This window comes from Enorma sp., assembly GCF_982429025.1.
The window spans coordinates 1-14271 of sequence record NZ_CEWCAA010000015.1 but is presented as its reverse complement, the minus strand read 5'-3'; the positions used below and the strand labels follow the sequence as shown (position 1 = coordinate 14271).

The window sequence follows — 14271 nt, the reverse complement described above, 5'->3', positions numbered from 1 at the left end:
AAGTGCGCACGACAACCGCCGGACTATACGGAATGCATCTTACACGCGATGAGTCGAGCGCACGCATGAAACCGCTTTGGCCATCGTGTAGTGCTATGAAACTTCACGCATGGTAAAGAGCGGCTCACCGAGCTGCTGCTCTTCATCCGACTCCGCCTGTGCCTGGAGCTCTTGGTAGCGTTCCGCGATGTTCTCAACCGGTTGGATCTCGTACGTATGCGAGCTGCTGTTGCCCTCCGCGTCGGTTGCCTCGATCTCGATACGCGTACCTGCGATTTTTTGTGCAGCGAGCGTGTTGACCACGTAAAGGTCGCGCAGTGGATCGTCCGTAGCTGCATCGACTTCGTCTTCCGGAATAACTACATCAAGGCTGTACGTACCCTCGATAGAGGAATCGCTCAGCGTAAAGGTGGTAACGCCCTGGTAGTCAGCGAGCATGTCTCCCGTCTTTACGCCCGAGCGGCTCTGCATGAATGTAAATGTCACATCACCTTCGATAATCGAATAGGTGACATCACGATAGCTGCCATCGGCCAAGGAGAGGTCCATGTTCATGTTCACCGTATAGGCACCATCGTCGCCCTGGCTCCAGCTCACCACCGAACCAAACTCCGCCGGCAAAAGCACCGAACCGTCGGGCTGTTCGACACCTTGAGCATAGGCTGCCAGCAGCGGGCCGTTAGCCACAGCAGTGCCACCCTGTTGCCCTTCCCCTACGAGATTGGCGCCCACCACGCCGGTCACGAGCACGACCGCCGCAACTGCCGCAGCTGCGAGCACGGCGCGCCGCGCCACAACACCTGCAGAGGGAAGCACCCCGTGGCGATGCATCACCACACGCTCGCTCGCGCTACCACGCGCCGCCGAGCGCTCGCGCTGCAATGCTGCCCGCAGTCGCTCTTGCCCCATCGATGTTGGGTTCACCTGCTTCATCTGCGTAACATACGAGGCAAATCCTTGTCGGTTCATCGTATTACTCCTGTCTGCTGGGAAAAGGACGGAACATCCGCGCTCTGTTGCTCACGCTGCGCAGCGATCATCTGCCTGAGCCGCATCCGCGCCCGCCGTAACCGCACGCGCACCGCAACCTGCGTGCACGAAAGCGCCTCGGCGATCTCTGGGATTGAAAGCTCCTCGACGTATCGAAGATGCAGCACAGAGCAATCCGATTCCTTGAGTGCATCCGTTGCCTGCCACACAGGGTGCTCCATCAGCAATTCAACCGCTTCGTCTTGCGTAACAGTTGAGCCCAAATCGGGCTCTTCCACGCCCTCGACACGTCGCTGCCACGCCTGCCTTGCAAGATCGCGGCACTGGTTGATGGTGACGCGAACCAGCCAGGCGCGCAGGTGACCGCTATCGCGAAACGGCACCTGCGAGCGCATAAGCTTGATGAACACATCCTGCATAACATCCTGCGCATCCGCCGTGCTCCGCGTTTGGCTCAGCGCCAGCCGGTACACGGCTCCTTGATGTGCTGCAATTGCCTCGTCCATGAACTCCTCGCTTCGGAGCTCGTTATTTGATTCCCGCACATCAATCACCTCCCTACCCTATACACGTATGAGGGCATGGGCTTGTTACCGCATGGTACGGATTCATAAATTGTCGCAATATTTGTAGCTTTCTCGTCCAGTTTTTCGACAATACCTACGACAATTTCTCGGCACCCAGTGCGAGGGCATGCCTCACGAAAGCGCATGGCATGATGCCTCGACATGCAACAGCCCGCACCAGGACAATCCGGTGCGGGCCGTTACAAAGTCGCAATGCGATGAACGTTTACGCCGTGGGTTTCGGCGGCATGAGCGGGTTCTCGCGCTTCAGGAGCGTCATGAACTCGTCGCCCGTGATGGTCTCCTTCTTATAGAGGTAGCGAGCGAGCTCGTGCAGCTTGAACTTGTTCTCCTTCAAGATCTGCGTGGCACGCGTATGCGCCTCCTCGATGAGCTTGCGCACGTCCTCGTCCACGCGCTCGGCGGTGCCCGGCGCGCAGGTGAGCGAGGTGTCCTGGTTGAGATACGCGTTCTGGACGGTGCCGAGCGCCATCATGCCGAATTCCTCAGACATACCGAAGCGCGTGATCATGTTGCGCGCGAGCTTCGTGGCCTGCTCGATGTCGTTGGCGGCACCGGTGGTCATCTCGCCAAAGATGAGCTCCTCGGCCGCGCGACCACCGCAATACACGGCAAGCTTGTCGAGCGCCTCCTGGCGCGTAGTGAGGAACTTCTCGTCCTCTTCGACCTGCATGGTGTAGCCGAGTGCGCCCGAAGTGCGCGGCACGATGGTGATCTTGGTGACCGGCGCGCCCTCCTTCATGTTGGCCGCAACAATAGCGTGACCGATCTCGTGATACGAGACGACCTGCTTCTCGTGGTCCGAAAGCACGGTGGACTTGCGCTGCTGGCCCGCGATGACAACCTCGACCGATTCCTCGAAGTCTTCCTGCGTGGCGCGGTTGCGCCCCTGGCGCACGGCTCGGAGCGCGCCCTCGTTGATGATGTTGGCGAGGTCTGCGCCCGAGGCACCGGGCGTGGCGCGCGCGATGGCCGAGAGGTCGATCGGCGGCTGGACCTTCACATCCTTGGCATGGAGCTCGAGGATGGACTTACGGCCGGCCAGATCGGGAAGCTCGACGGGGATGCGCCGATCAAAGCGGCCGGGACGCAGAAGCGCCGGGTCGAGCGAGTCGGGGCGGTTCGTGGCGGCGAGCACCACGATGCCCTTGTGGTTGTCGAAGCCGTCCATCTCAGTGAGGAGCTGGTTCAAGGTCTGCTCGCGCTCATCGTTGGTCGAAAGACCCTGGTCGCGCCGCTTACCCACGGCATCGATCTCGTCGATGAAGACGATGCAGGGCGCCTTCTCGTTCGCCTGCTTGAAGAGGTCGCGTACCTTGGCGGCACCTCGGCCCACGAACATCTCGACGAACTCGGATCCCGAGATGCTGAAGAACGGAACGCCCGCCTCGCCGGCAACCGCCTTGGCGAGGAGCGTCTTGCCGGTACCCGGAGGGCCTACGAGCAAGGCGCCGCGCGGCAGACGCGCGCCGATGTCCTCGTAGCGCTTGGGGTTCTCGAGGAAATCGACGACCTCCTTGAGCGATTCCTTGGCCTCCTCCTGGCCCGCGACGTCCTTGAACGTGACGCCCACGTCCTTCGAAGCCACGATGCGCGCGCCGCTCTTGCCGAGGCCGCCGCCCATGCCGCCGCCGAAGCCACCGGAACCGAAGTTCATCGACGGGCCGTCGTCGCCCATGGCCTTCTTCATGCGGCGGTTAAGCCACCAGCCAATGAAGGCAAAGACGAGCAACGGCAGCACGAGCGTCATGAGGTAGTAGGTCCAGATGCTCGAATCGTTATTGGGAATGATGACTTCAAGCGTTGCACCAGCGTCAACGATACGGTCGGTGAGGCCCGAGTCGTTCGGCATGACGGTACACTGATAGGCAACGTTGTCCTCGCCGCCCTTGAGCGTGTAGAGCGCCGAATAATCGCCATCGGTGTATTGGACCGATTCGACCTTCTTCTCCTCGAGGTCATCGATGAATTGGCTATAGCTCACATCGTTGATCTGAACCTGCTGCGCCATGTTAGGGAACAGCAGGGTGTTGAGCACAAGGTACACGACGAGGGCTATAAGCACGTAGAGGATCATATTCCGTCTACGCTTATGGTCGTCCATCTCCATAGGGCTACTCCGTTTCTTTGGGGCATATGCTGTGCATGATACCCCCTGCAGAGGACCCCTAAACGGACGGGTTTGATGGCCGGCGAAATAGCTCGAGCCTTAGCGGGCTGCCCGTGATGCGCTCACAAAACCGCACCTGAGTGCGACGGGTAACCTCAGCCGTAGATGCCGCGCTGGTAATGGTAGCTGTTAGACGCATGCGGGCAAAGCTGCCAGAACGCAACTGCCGAAGCCGCGGCCACGTTGAGCGAATCCACACCATGAGCCATGGGGATGCGCACGGCCATGTCACAGCCCGAGATGGTCCTGCGGCCAAGCCCGGCGCCCTCGGTTCCCATAAAGAGCGCAAGGCGGTCGATTTCGGCAAGAGCTGGGTCGTCAAGCGAAACCGAATCGTCGGTCAGAGCCATCGCAGCGCAAGTAAAACCAGCCTCGTGAAGCGTAGCGATGCCGTCGGCGGGCCAATGGCGTGCATCCGATCCGATGCGCGTCCACGGAACCTGGAAAACGGTGCCCATCGATACGCGAACGGCCCTGCGGTAGAGCGGATCGCAGCATGTTGGGCTTACGAGCAGCGCGTCCACGTTAAGGGCGGCTGCGCTCCGAAAGATAGCGCCCACGTTCGTATGGTCGACGATTCCCTCGAGCACGCAGACACGATGCGCCTCGCTCAGTAGCTCGCGCGGGTCGGGCAGCTTGGGACGGCGGCAGGCGCAAAGCGCTCCGCGCGTCACGCTAAAGCCCGTGAGCTGCTCGAGGAGATCCATAGGTCCAACGAAGACGGGAATGGGATACTCTCCGCCAGCCCGCTCTGCGCCCCCCTCACCTGGCCCTGAGGCCAGCCGCCGCTCCAGGCCATCGAGCAACGGCTGAACCGCGTCGAGCCAGCGCTCGCCCAAAAGGAAGCTCACAGGCTGCATACCGGCCGCAAGAGCGCGCTCGATAACCTTCATGCTTTCTGCGATGAAGATGCCCTTTTCAGGCTCGAGGACGCTCCTCAGCTCGCGCTCCGTAAGCTTGGTGTACGCATCGAGACGAGGATCGTCGAGCGAGGTAATATGAATGATCTCGTAGGCAGCCATCGCTATCCCACCACGTGGTCAAGCGCAGTCGAAACAACGTCGACCGCAACATCGAACCAGGAATAACCCGTGCCCTTGTCGGCGTCGCTAGGTTCCACGCGCTCGTACGTCACGAACTCGAACGCAACCCCCTCATCGCCCTCGCCCGGCTGGATGACGTAGCCGCCATCGGTCTCAACAGGACGCCAGGACTTTTCGCCATCGAGATTTGGGAAAAACGTGTCCGCGGCACGCGTGCAATGGTTCTTCGTAACCACAGCGCGCGTGCAATGCGGGAGGAGCTGGCGATATATCTCTGCACCGCCGATAACCCATGCATTTTCATCCTCACTAAGGAGCGATAACGCCTCGTCCACGGAATGGGCGATCTCGGCACCGGCGCAAGTAAAGGACGCATCGCGCGTGAGAACGATGTTGCGACGGTCCTTGAGCGGACGCCCTCCCGGAAAGCTCTCGAGAGTCTTGCGTCCCAGAATGACGGTGTGTCCCTTGGTACACCGCACAAAATGCCGCATATCGGCACGATTGGCTACAAGCATGTCTCCCTCGCGACCAATGCCCCAGTCATCGCACACCGCCACGATAGCGGAAAGCGTTCTGCTCATAAGATACCTCCTCGTTGGTATCGCCCGCCCCATTGTCCCGTGCTCAGACAGTCCTCGGCTGCGCTTCGCTTGCCTGCGGAACTGCGCGCGGGACGATAGGGCGAGTTCTCTCACTCGACCATTACTGCGCGGAAAGCTTCGGTCCACACAGAAGAAAACGCAGGGGCGACTTCTTTGATACCTTTCGCTACTGGCTCGTCAACCGTTGCTTCTTTGCTCGGTGCAGAGGATGCTGCTTCAATCATACGGAAAACCTTGCAGGGCCGGCGGGGGCGGGTATATCGTCCCCCCGGCCAAGCAATGCTCGCCATGGTTGCTTATACCTCCATCTGCGCTTGAAGGTATGAAGTGACATCTTGCGCAATATCGTCTGCGGATTCCTCGCGTTTGCGGAGCTTCTCTGCCCAAGCACGACCCGGATGCAGCGTATCCCAACGCGGGCGCATCCCGTTATAGCGACCGGCACCGGGATCATGGTTGCCAAATCCATCAACAATGGTGTTCCAAACCGGTTGATAGCGCGATATGACGGATGTTTCCGCCAGCGGTACCCAGATATATGACAGCACCAACAGACGCACCTGAAAATCGTCCACCTCAAGGTTTTCAGCAGCCTCAATGGAGGCCCGATGATTTCTCATACGCGTAAAGAGCGATGTACCGCCGTAGGCTCCCAATAATTGCATTGCTGACAATTCCTCGCCTTTACGCGTGGACGGAGCAGCTTTCCCCACGTAGACGGGCGTCTCTCCCTTTGGTGAAGAAATCACCCGATACGCTTGAAACGGACCGTTGTAGAACAAGGCATACACGCCGTTGCCCTCGAAGCGTTCAACGTCACCAAGCGGGATCAACTCAGCATCCATCAGCGCTTGCGACAAAGAATCTTGAATCGCCCCATAGGATAAAGGATTAAACTCAACGGGCTGATGCATAGTGGACCTCCTCGAGCTCCCGAACGAGAGATGCGTCGTACGCACGCTTGGCATCATCGAGCCGAAGCGCAACCGCAACAGACGAGGCGACTATTTGAGCAAGACGCACCGGCACCGCATTCCCGATTTGCCGCATAGATTCGCTCCAATTGGCATCGAACTCATACCGGTCGGGGAAACACTGAATGCGCGCAGCCTCCCGCACGCTGTAGTAGCGCACCCGGCCATCCGGATAGCGTAGCATGTTCTCTCCGCCTGGGACACCATGCACGCCGGCCTTAATCGCCTTCGACGGTTCATCGAGCAGCGACCCCGTATGACCTGGGTACGAGCGAGCACCCGTCCGCAACTCATGATTGAACCATCCCGGCACTCCACCAATCTGCGGCTCCGGCAATCCTGCCAATGCGTCTCTCACCGTACGCCACGGAAGCAATCCAGCATCTCCGGAATGGCGTGAACCGAGAGAGCGGCCGCGCATCGGAACGGCATGACGCTCCCAATAGTCACCCGATTGCTTTGCCTCGAACAGCGCGGCACCAGAATGCGTCTTTGCGGGAAAAGACCAATCCGCATTCACGTCTTCACGAAAACCAACGATGATGACCCGCATTCGATGCTGAGGAACACCGTAATCCGCCGCATCCACCACGGTGGGAACAACTTCATACCGAAGATCATCGTGAACGCCTGACGTATGCTCACGCGACAGACGGGCCAGATGATCGCGCCAACTCTCATCCTCCCGTGCGGTCAGCGTGGGATGCTGCAAGCGCAAAAGGATATATGAGTAGTAATCGGCGAATGACGAGCGCGTGAGGCCTTTGACATTTTCGATAACGAACGCACGGGGACGAAGCACCGACAACACATGCGTCATCGCCGGAAACATATCGCGTGGATCCAACGCCGCGCGGGCCAATCCGCCCAGAGAGAATGGCTGACAAGGCGGCCCGCCGGCAAGCAAATCGAGCTGACCGACATAGTTGTTCCACGAGACATCTCGGACATCACCCTCATGAATCTTCGTACCCGCAATGAGCGGGTACCCGCACGCTTCGTTTCTCCGCAGTGTGGCGCAGGAGGGACCATCCCACTCAACAGCAAGCTCATGGGTGAACCCCGCCAATGAGCAGCCCAGCAGCAAACCGCCACCACCTGCAAAAAGCTCGATAGAAGTTAGTGCGTTCCCCATCATAATCTCCACGAGAATGTGCCGGATACTTTCATACGTTTACCCTACCATACCGCTCGGACACGATACTATCCAGCAGATAGCTCCGCAGTGCAGAAAGGCATCGCATGCCAGCACCTCCGTAAGGCAGCCGTGCACGGAGCGCCTCCCGACGGCTTATCGTCCCGGCGCAGTTCCACAGGCAAGCGAAGCGCAGCCGAGGACTGTCTGAGCACGGGACGAAAAGCCGGCGGGAGGCGCTCCCCGGAAGATAGCTACACCGCGATGGGGATGTTCTTGACCTGCGGGCCGTGCTGGTAGTTCTCGACGATAAGGTCGTCGGTCGTGAAATCGTAGAAACTCGTGACCTCAGGGTTCAGTCGAACCGTCGGCGCGGGGTACTGCGGCCGCGCAATGAGCTCGCGCACGATGTCCACGTGCCGGTCGTAGATATGCGCATCCACGATCACGTGCAAGAGCTCGCCTGCAACCATACCTACCGACTGCGTGACCATCATGAGCAAGATCGCGTACTGACATACGTTCCAGTTGTTCGCTGCAAGAATGTCCTGACTACGCTGCATGAGCACCATGTTGAGCGTTGGCTTCTCGTCGCCCGCGGCATGCGTCACGTTATAGGTGACGCTATAGGCACAGGGATACAGATGCATCTCGGAAAGATCCGCGAAGGTATACATGTTCGTCATGATGCGGCGCGAGTACGGTGTGTGCGTAAGGTCGTAGAGCACGCGATCCATTTGGTCGAAATCGCCCTCGGGGTAGTGCGACTTCTGCGCGATCTGGTAGCCATACGCCTTGCCAATCGAGCCCGACTCGTCTGCCCACTCATCCCAGATATGGCTATTGAGGTCATGAATGTTATTCGATTTGCGCTGATAGATCCAAAGAATCTCATCCATGGCGCTCTTCAGCGCCGTACGCCTGAGCGTGAGCGCCGGGAACTCCTCACGAAGGTCGTAACGGGCCGTCACACCGAAGTTCTTGATGGTATAGGCGGGCGTACCGTCCTCCCAGCGAGGGCGAACCTTCTGTCCCTCCGTTGTGGTGCCGTGATCCAAGATATCCGTGCACATCTTCACGAACAGCTGGTCTGCCTTGCTCATATGCGTCTCCCTTTCCGGCGGCTAAGCCCCGTACGCAAAACGGCGCGCCCGGCTCGGTGCCTCCGAACCGGGCGCAGCCACTTGGATGCATCTTCATTGTACGCGAGGACCGACGCCCCCGAAAACGTTCACGAAAGCTCCGACGATGCCTCTGGGCAAGCTTCATGCGCAGGGGCCGCAACGCTCTGCGTGTCCTCGGCCGGAGATGCACCTATGTTCTGCACGAAATCGATCAGCGGAGAAGAAATAAACACAGTAACGAGCGAGAACGCAATCTTAGAAAGTGGAATATAGGAGAGCGACAGGGTGAGCACCGTAAGGTCGGTGAACAGATAGCAGCGAGCGAGCCTGAGACCGAACACCTTGTGGATTGACAGCGCCAAAGCGTCGTCTCCCCCCGCAGAGGCATTGCAGCGCACGACGAGCCCAGCTCCTACGCCCACGAAGATGCCTCCAGCAATAGCAGCAAGCAGCGGATACGCAGAAAGATCTGGGAAAAGGTGCGGCAGGCGCTCCCAAAGCGCGTAGAACAGCGCAAGGAGAACGCTCGACACGGCGGACCAGCCGAGGAACCCCGCGCCCAAAACGAAGAAGCCAACCGTGTAGCACAAGGCATCAAGGATGGGAGAGGCAATCGAGGCATCGATGCCAAACCAATGGTTGAGCAGCAAGATGCCACCGAGCACGCCGCCCTCGGTAATGCCGACGACCTGGTGAACGTTGTGCATACCGAAGGTGAGGATGCCGCATCCAAGCGCAATCGTGGCAATGCGCCGAACCGTAGACCACGAAGCGAGCGAGCGCAGTTGTCGTTTGATGGCGGATGCTTCAAGACGCATAGTATCGAAATCCCTTTACCGTACGTTTCCTTAATTCGCCCGTAACGATAAACTCTGGTAACGTACCAGGGTCAAGCAATCGATGGGATGCCACCATGGAATCTGCACATCAGAAGCCAGAACACACAAAGCGCAACTACACCATCAGCGAAATCTCCCGCCTGTTCGGGATAGGCATCGATTCTTTACGGTATTACGAACGCCTCGGCGTCGTTTCTCCCCAGCGCGGTTCAAACGGGTACCGGCTCTACGACCTCGACGACATGTACAAGCTCTCGCTCATCAAGGATCTGCGCAGGCTCGACCTTCCCATGAAACAGATCAAGGACTACCTTGATCGGCAGACAGTCGCATCTACCCGCGAACTGCTCGATCGCGAGCGTTGCATGCTCGAGGAACGCATCGCGCAGCTTCAAAACGACCTGAAAACCGTTCAGGAACATGCCCATGAGCTCGATGATGCCCAAAACCGGTCTGTCGATACGATTGAAATGGTAAGCCGGGCGAATCGGCGCTGCGTCGAGCTCTCCGAGCGCATCGAACGAGATGCCGAGATGGACCTCCTTATCCAGCGCCTGCACCGACAGTACGAGCACATACTCCCCCATCTAGGCATGCTCGAGATAGGAGGCGCGCTTTCTGTCGAAGACCTCGATGCAGGCAGGGCGAATGTCTATCATTCGGTGTTTTTCGTTCTCGAGGGTCTTGAAGACGACGAGGACGCCCCGTGCGACTTCATGCTGGAAGGTGGCACCTACCTCGTCATGCGTTACCGAGGCCCCTATGAGCAGAACGGCGCAATCTACGAGCAGCTCTTGTCCTATGCCGCTCTGCACCGTCTTGAGATTGCGGGCCCGCCGTATGAGTTCTACGAGATAGACAATAGAGATACCGCAGATCCAACGGAATTCCTCTCGCGCATTGAAATCAGGGTTGACGGCCCCGCTGTTGGGCATTCTATCTCTGGAAACGAAGCATAAGAGGGCCCTTGAGGCACTCGCTTCATCTGCAATTGCAACTTTTGGGCACTCCAAGCCGCTGCGCGTAAGTAGCCAGGCAGGCAACAGAATTAAAACCGCAGGTCAGGTTGCTGGTGTCCTTCGTGCAGACGCGGCTCTACTCGTCGTTCGCTCGTTCAAGTGCCCAAAAGTTGAAACCGGGTTTCGCTCCGGAGATGTAATCAGCGCTTTCTCCAGAAAAGGGGCCCGCGCAAAGCCCCTCTGGGCATAATCCGCAACGCAAAAGGCCCGGATTGCCGGGCCTTCCACTGAATAAGAAAAAAGAAGATGCGAACCACCTGAATCGATTAGAACTTCTTGCCCTTCATCTGCTGCTCCATAGCGCGAAGCATATCCATGTCGGCGTTGCCGGAGCTGCCGCCCATGCCGGCAAACGGGTTGCCGCCCATGCCGCCGAGCGCACCCATGTTGCCCATTCCAGGAATGCCAGGCATGCGCATCTTCTTGCCGCGCTTGCCTTTCTTCCCCTTCTTGCCGCCCTGAGCCTGCTGGGCCATCGTGCGCATCTTGCCCATCATCTTGTTCATCTCGCCCCACTGCTTCATGAGGTTGTTCACGTCGGCGGGGGTGGTGCCGGAACCGCGGGCGATGCGCGCGCGACGCTGCCCGTTGATGATTGAGGGCTTCACGCGCTCCTGCTTCGTCATCGACTTGATCATGGCCTCGACCTTGTCGAAGACCGAGTCATCGATGTTGCCGCCCATTTGGTTGAGCATGCGCTGGCCGCCCGGAAGCATGCCGAGAATGGACTTCATGCCACCCATCTTCTTGAGCATGCGCATCTGCTCGAGCATGTCGTTCATGGTGAAGCCGTCGCGCAGCATGCGCTCAGCGGCCTCGAGCTGCTCAGCGTTGGCGGCTTCTTGAGCCTTCTCAATGATGCCAACGACGTCGCCCATGCCAAGGATTCGCTTGGCCATACGGTCGGGGCTGAAGACCTCGAGAGAATCGGGCTTCTCGCCCATCGAGACGAACTTGATCGGCTTGCCGGTTACCGCGCGCACGGAGAGGGCGCCGCCGCCGCGGGCGTCGCCATCGAGCTTGGAGATGATCACGCCATCGAAATCGGTGCGCTCAGCGAAGGTGGAGACAACGTTGACGATGTCCTGGCCGGTCATGGCATCGACGACCATGAGCACCTGGTCGGGCTTCACGGCCTTCTTGATGTCGACGGCCTCCTGCATCATCTGCTCGTCGATCTGCAGGCGGCCGGCGGTGTCGACGATCACCACGTCGCGCATATGGTCGACGGCCTCGCGCACCGCGCCCTGGGCGATCTCGATGGGATGGGCGCCGTCGCCGCGGAACACCGGCACGCCGATCTCGCCGCCGAGCGTGGCGAGCTGGTCGGCGGCTGCGGGGCGGTAGACGTCGCACGCGGCGAGCAGCGGGCTCTTACCCTGCTTCTTGAGCAAGTAGGCGAGCTTCACGGCAGCAGTGGTCTTACCGGAGCCCTGCAGACCCACGAGCATGATGACGTTGGGGATGCGGTTCGAGAGCGTGAGGCGGCTCTCCGTGGAACCGAGGAGCTCGACGAGCTGATCGAGCACGATCTTCACAACGTTCTGCGCCGGGGTGAGCGAATCCATGACCTCGGCCGTGAGGCAGCGCTCCTTGGTCTTGGCAACGAAGTCCTTGACGACCTTGAAGTTGACGTCGGCCTCGAGGAGCGCCATGCGGATGTCGCGCATCGCGCTCGTAATGTCAGCCTCGGTGAGCTTGCCCTTGCCGCGCAGGCGGTCGAAGGTGTCGTTCAGGCGGTCGGATAAGCTGTTAAACATAGGGGCTCCTATCGTGGTGCCGCTCCCAAGGGTGGCTGGATGCATGGTCCGGCGCTCGGGCAGTCCTCGCCCTTTGCAGCAAAGCTACAAAGGGCTGTGGAACTCGCGGCGGGCCATGCATCCGGCCTCACTGCGCGGCATCACGTACTCGCAGCGGGTGGATACGGAAGGTACTACGGACATGGTAGCAGGTTCGCAGCTAAGCCGTGAGACGTAGCGCTGGTTCGCAGAAATGGTTCGCAGACACCCGGTGTCTGCGAACCATCTGCGAACCATCCGCACCATGAGGTGGTCAAAACGGACACGTCCCAAAATGACTCATCACTCGCCTACCAGGGCGCGGCAGAAATCGTGTGCGTCGAAGTCCTGAAGGTCTTCGATGCGCTCGCCTACGCCCACACGGAGAATGGGAAGCTTGAGCTTGGAGGCCACCGCGAGCGCGATGCCGCCCTTGGCGGTGCCGTCGAGCTTGGTCATGATGACGCCATCGAGCCCCAGGGCCTCATTGAACTCGAGCGCCTGGTTGAGACCGTTCTGGCCGGTTCCAGCATCGAGAACGAGCACCACATGCACTGGCATGGGCCCCGCCTTGCACTTCTCGGCGCGCTTGCGGGTCACGTTCACGACCTTCGCAAGCTCGCGCATGAGGTCAGCCGAAGTGTGCAAGCGGCCAGCGGTATCGATAAGCACCAGATCAGCTCCCTGCGCGTCGGCCTCGTCGAGCACGTCGTAGCAAACGCTCGCGGGGTCCGAGCCGCGGTCGCGTTTGACTACGGGCACGCCGGCGCGCTCTCCCCACACATCGAGCTGCTCGATAGCCGCAGCGCGGAACGTATCGGCCGAACCAATGACCACGCGCTTGCCCGCCTCATGCGTGGCGGAGGCGATCTTGCCCACCGTGGTTGTCTTGCCCGCGCCGTTGATGCCCACGAAGAGCACGCACGACGGTGTATCGAAGAAGAAATCGTGCTCGGGCTCCACGAACACCTCGGCCAAGCGGTCAGCGAGCGCACCGCGCAGCTGCTGCGCGGTCTTGAGGTTCTTGCGCGCCGCAAGATCGCGCAGGTCGTCGGTCACCTGCATGGAAATCTCGGCACCCATGTCGCCCATGACGAGGGTGTCCTCAAGCTCTTCCCAGAAGCCTTCGTCGACCTCGCCGCCGAAGTAGAAGAGCTCATTTAAAGCCTCGCGGCTGCGCTCAAGCCCGCGCGAGAGGGCATCAAACAGACCCATTATGCGTTCACGACCTTTCCGGTTGCCCGATCAAGCTTTTGACTCACGACGCGGCTCACGCCATCGGCCTGCATAGAGACGCCGTACAGCACGTCCGCATCCTCCATGGTGCGCCTCTGATGCGAGACGACCAGAAGCTGGGTAGTTTTTCGCAGCACATCGATGGCATCGAGGAGCTTCGAGAGATTGGAGTCGTCGAGTGCCGCCTCGACCTCATCCAGCACGTAGAACGGCACCGTGCGCGTCTTGTACACGGCGAAGAGCAGCGCGAGCGCCGTGAGGCTCTTCTCGCCACCGCTCATGAGCGTCATCTTGGTGATGCGCTTACCGCGCGGCTGCGCGATGACCTCGATGCCCGTCTCGGCGGGGTGCTCGGGATCGGTCATCTCGAGGTGCGCCTGCCCGCCCGGGAAGAGCATGCCGAAGATCTCTTGGAAGTTCTCGTCCACCTTGCTGAAGGTGGTGAGGAACGCAGAGCGCATCTTACGGTCGATCGCCGCGGTGATCTTAGTGAGGGCTCGGCGAGCGCTCTCGAGGTCGGCGAGCTGCTCCGCGATATAGTCCGCACGCGTGCGCAGGCGCTCGTACTCCTCCATAGCTACCTGGTTCACCGGGCCGAGGTTATTGATCTGCCGGACGAGGCCCGCGAGCTCGCGCTCCGCCGCCTCACGGTCCTCGGGCTCGGGAAGGGTGAGCGCTTCCTCGAGCACGGTGGTGCCGTCGGCGGTGATAGCGGAGACTGCGCTCTCCACCTGGACCTCGAGCTTTCCGCGCTCGACGTTGATCTCGTTC

At 60.0% G+C, this 14271-nt stretch carries 14 protein-coding genes; 1 reads left to right on the top strand and 13 read right to left on the bottom strand.

Translation table 11 applies throughout. From position 1 onward, the window contains the following. Nucleotides 1-93 precede the first annotated feature (93 nt). The 10 genes from AC1VS5_RS04120 to AC1VS5_RS04075 all read right to left on the bottom strand — a co-directional run bounded on the left by AC1VS5_RS04120 (nucleotide 94) and on the right by AC1VS5_RS04075 (nucleotide 9446). Nucleotides 94-969 (bottom strand): hypothetical protein, encoded by an 876-nt coding sequence (locus AC1VS5_RS04120; protein ID WP_481217776.1) that lies wholly within the window; start codon nucleotides 967-969, stop codon nucleotides 94-96. Next, a complete protein-coding gene (locus AC1VS5_RS04115) occupies nucleotides 966-1496 on the bottom strand; it encodes an RNA polymerase sigma factor (protein ID WP_481217775.1) in 531 nt (176 codons plus the stop codon). The genes AC1VS5_RS04120 and AC1VS5_RS04115 overlap by 4 nt, the downstream gene beginning before the upstream one ends. 286 nt (nucleotides 1497-1782) lie before the next feature. Then, nucleotides 1783-3687, bottom strand: a complete 1905-nt coding sequence (gene ftsH / locus AC1VS5_RS04110) for an ATP-dependent zinc metalloprotease FtsH (protein ID WP_417061643.1) — start codon at nucleotides 3685-3687, stop codon at nucleotides 1783-1785. Between the two features lie 155 nt (nucleotides 3688-3842). Further along, nucleotides 3843-4769: a TrmH family RNA methyltransferase gene (locus tag AC1VS5_RS04105; RefSeq protein ID WP_481217774.1), complete on the bottom strand. Its 927-nt coding sequence runs from the start codon at nucleotides 4767-4769 to the stop codon at nucleotides 3843-3845. Between the two features lie 2 nt (nucleotides 4770-4771). Next, entirely contained in the window at nucleotides 4772-5374 is a 603-nt protein-coding gene (locus AC1VS5_RS04100; protein ID WP_481217773.1) for a dihydrofolate reductase, read from the bottom strand. A 110-nt stretch (nucleotides 5375-5484) separates the two neighbouring features. Beyond that, the gene (locus AC1VS5_RS04095) at nucleotides 5485-5619 is read right to left on the bottom strand and encodes a hypothetical protein (protein ID WP_287746825.1); all 135 of its coding nucleotides are present in this window, start codon (nucleotides 5617-5619) and stop codon (nucleotides 5485-5487) included. Between the two features lie 72 nt (nucleotides 5620-5691). Next, nucleotides 5692-6309 carry an Eco29kI family restriction endonuclease gene (locus tag AC1VS5_RS04090; protein ID WP_087186949.1) on the bottom strand — a complete coding sequence of 206 codons (618 nt, stop codon included), beginning with the start codon at nucleotides 6307-6309 and terminating at the stop codon, nucleotides 5692-5694. Beyond that, a complete protein-coding gene (locus AC1VS5_RS04085) occupies nucleotides 6293-7507 on the bottom strand; it encodes a DNA cytosine methyltransferase (RefSeq protein WP_287746822.1) in 1215 nt (404 codons plus the stop codon). Before AC1VS5_RS04085 ends, AC1VS5_RS04090 begins: the two co-directional genes overlap by 17 nt. Nucleotides 7508-7758: 251 nt before the next feature. Continuing rightward, on the bottom strand, nucleotides 7759-8607 hold the full coding sequence (gene thyA, locus AC1VS5_RS04080) for a thymidylate synthase (RefSeq protein WP_481217772.1): 849 nt from the start codon (nucleotides 8605-8607) through the stop codon (nucleotides 7759-7761). Between the two features lie 128 nt (nucleotides 8608-8735). Next, nucleotides 8736-9446 (bottom strand): YitT family protein, encoded by a 711-nt coding sequence (locus AC1VS5_RS04075; protein ID WP_481217771.1) that lies wholly within the window; start codon nucleotides 9444-9446, stop codon nucleotides 8736-8738. A 95-nt stretch (nucleotides 9447-9541) separates the two neighbouring features. Between AC1VS5_RS04075 and AC1VS5_RS04070 the strand changes: the two genes are divergently transcribed. Next, nucleotides 9542-10426 (top strand): MerR family transcriptional regulator, encoded by an 885-nt coding sequence (locus AC1VS5_RS04070; RefSeq protein ID WP_481217770.1) that lies wholly within the window; start codon nucleotides 9542-9544, stop codon nucleotides 10424-10426. A 326-nt stretch (nucleotides 10427-10752) separates the two neighbouring features. On the opposite strand, the gene ffh is transcribed toward AC1VS5_RS04070, so the two are convergent. The 3 genes from ffh to AC1VS5_RS04055 all read right to left on the bottom strand — a co-directional run. Then, nucleotides 10753-12246, bottom strand: a complete 1494-nt coding sequence (gene ffh / locus AC1VS5_RS04065; RefSeq protein ID WP_481217769.1) for a signal recognition particle protein — start codon at nucleotides 12244-12246, stop codon at nucleotides 10753-10755. A 321-nt stretch (nucleotides 12247-12567) separates the two neighbouring features. Next, nucleotides 12568-13479, bottom strand: a complete 912-nt coding sequence (gene ftsY, locus AC1VS5_RS04060) for a signal recognition particle-docking protein FtsY (RefSeq protein WP_481217768.1) — start codon at nucleotides 13477-13479, stop codon at nucleotides 12568-12570. Beyond that, nucleotides 13479-14271: AAA family ATPase (locus tag AC1VS5_RS04055; RefSeq protein WP_481217767.1), on the bottom strand; the 793-nt coding region annotated here is incomplete at its 5' end. The genes ftsY and AC1VS5_RS04055, both read right to left, overlap by 1 nt.

Bases quoted from the DNA above. Each gene is read 5' to 3' on its own strand.
- AC1VS5_RS04120 (WP_481217776.1), bottom strand. From the start codon at position 969: ATGAACCGACAAGGATTTGCCTCGTATGTTACGCAGATGAAGCAGGTG.
- AC1VS5_RS04115 (WP_481217775.1), bottom strand. From the start codon at position 1,496: ATGGACGAGGCAATTGCAGCACATCAAGGAGCCGTGTACCGGCTGGCG.
- ftsH (WP_417061643.1), bottom strand. From the start codon at position 3,687: ATGGAGATGGACGACCATAAGCGTAGACGGAATATGATCCTCTACGTG.
- AC1VS5_RS04105 (WP_481217774.1), bottom strand. From the start codon at position 4,769: ATGGCTGCCTACGAGATCATTCATATTACCTCGCTCGACGATCCTCGT.
- AC1VS5_RS04100 (WP_481217773.1), bottom strand. From the start codon at position 5,374: ATGAGCAGAACGCTTTCCGCTATCGTGGCGGTGTGCGATGACTGGGGC.
- AC1VS5_RS04095 (WP_287746825.1), bottom strand. From the start codon at position 5,619: ATGATTGAAGCAGCATCCTCTGCACCGAGCAAAGAAGCAACGGTTGAC.
- AC1VS5_RS04090 (WP_087186949.1), bottom strand. From the start codon at position 6,309: ATGCATCAGCCCGTTGAGTTTAATCCTTTATCCTATGGGGCGATTCAA.
- AC1VS5_RS04085 (WP_287746822.1), bottom strand. From the start codon at position 7,507: ATGATGGGGAACGCACTAACTTCTATCGAGCTTTTTGCAGGTGGTGGC.
- thyA (WP_481217772.1), bottom strand. From the start codon at position 8,607: ATGAGCAAGGCAGACCAGCTGTTCGTGAAGATGTGCACGGATATCTTG.
- AC1VS5_RS04075 (WP_481217771.1), bottom strand. From the start codon at position 9,446: ATGCGTCTTGAAGCATCCGCCATCAAACGACAACTGCGCTCGCTCGCT.
- AC1VS5_RS04070 (WP_481217770.1), top strand. From the start codon at position 9,542: ATGGAATCTGCACATCAGAAGCCAGAACACACAAAGCGCAACTACACC.
- ffh (WP_481217769.1), bottom strand. From the start codon at position 12,246: ATGTTTAACAGCTTATCCGACCGCCTGAACGACACCTTCGACCGCCTG.
- ftsY (WP_481217768.1), bottom strand. From the start codon at position 13,479: ATGGGTCTGTTTGATGCCCTCTCGCGCGGGCTTGAGCGCAGCCGCGAG.